This window comes from Croceicoccus esteveae (assembly GCF_031846435.1).
Classification (GTDB): domain Bacteria; phylum Pseudomonadota; class Alphaproteobacteria; order Sphingomonadales; family Sphingomonadaceae; genus Croceicoccus; species Croceicoccus esteveae.
The window spans coordinates 1-760 of record NZ_JAVRHS010000031.1 but is presented as its reverse complement, the minus strand read 5'-3'; the positions used below and the strand labels follow the sequence as shown (position 1 = coordinate 760).

The 760-nt window shown below is 59.1% G+C and carries 1 protein-coding gene and 1 pseudogene; one reads left to right on the top strand and one right to left on the bottom strand.

Annotated features, from left to right (window positions below):
- Positions 1–293: pseudogene (locus RM533_RS13615) on the top strand (IS630 family transposase); the annotation flags it as partial.
- Between the two features lie 126 nt (positions 294–419).
- On the opposite strand, the gene RM533_RS13750 reads toward RM533_RS13615, so the two are convergent.
- Positions 420–704 carry a hypothetical protein gene (locus RM533_RS13750; protein WP_432265087.1) on the bottom strand — a complete coding sequence of 95 codons (285 nt, stop codon included), beginning with the start codon at positions 702–704 and terminating at the stop codon, positions 420–422.
- Positions 705–760: the final 56 nt, after the last annotated feature.

Below are 760 nucleotides of genomic sequence, written 5' to 3'. Positions count from 1 at the left end.
CCGGGACGTTCAAGCTCTCCACAGATCCGCTGTTCGTCGACAAGGTCCAGGACATCGTCGGCCTCTACATGTCACCGCCGAGGCGGGCAGTCGTGTTGTGCGTGGATGAGAAGTCCCAGATCCAGGCGGTCGACCGCGAATAGCCTGTCCTGCCCTTGGCGCCGTGTGTGCCTGAGCAGCGCACCCATACTTACGTTCGAAACGGCACGACCTCGCTGTTCGCGGCGCTCGACATCGCCAAAGGGGCGGTGATCGGCAAATGCTACAAGCACCACAGAGCAACGGAATTCCTCGCCTCCAGCAAACGCTTCTGCCAAAAGACAATGAAACAAACTTCAGATCCAGGTGAGTAGGTCGTAAACTCATTAGCGTTGATCCAAAGGCGTGCTGAGAAGAGCTTGATGGCGGCGAGGAAGTTATCAGCGGGCTTGTCGTAGCGCGTGGCCAAGCCTCTGGTGTGTTTGAGTTTTCCAAAGAAGCGTTCGATCAGGTTGCGTTAGCGGTAGAGGAAGGCACTGAAGGCACATCTTTTCGGCGATTACGTTTGGCGGGGTGTTGGCAAAGCCGCCTTGCGCGGTGATCTGCGCGCGGATCGCGTCGCTGTCACAGGCTTTGTCGGCGAGGAAGGTGCTGCCGTCCGACACGGCGTCGAGCAGGGGATCTGCTTGCTTGCAATCGCTCGCCTGCCTTTCGGACAGGTGCATCTGGATCGGCAGACCCCGACCAGCGACCAGTGCGTGGATCCTGCCAGTGCGTGGAA

Coding starts and splice junctions, on each gene's coding strand:
- RM533_RS13750 (WP_432265087.1), bottom strand. CDS start 704: ATGCACCTGTCCGAAAGGCAGGCGAGCGATTGCAAGCAAGCAGATCCC.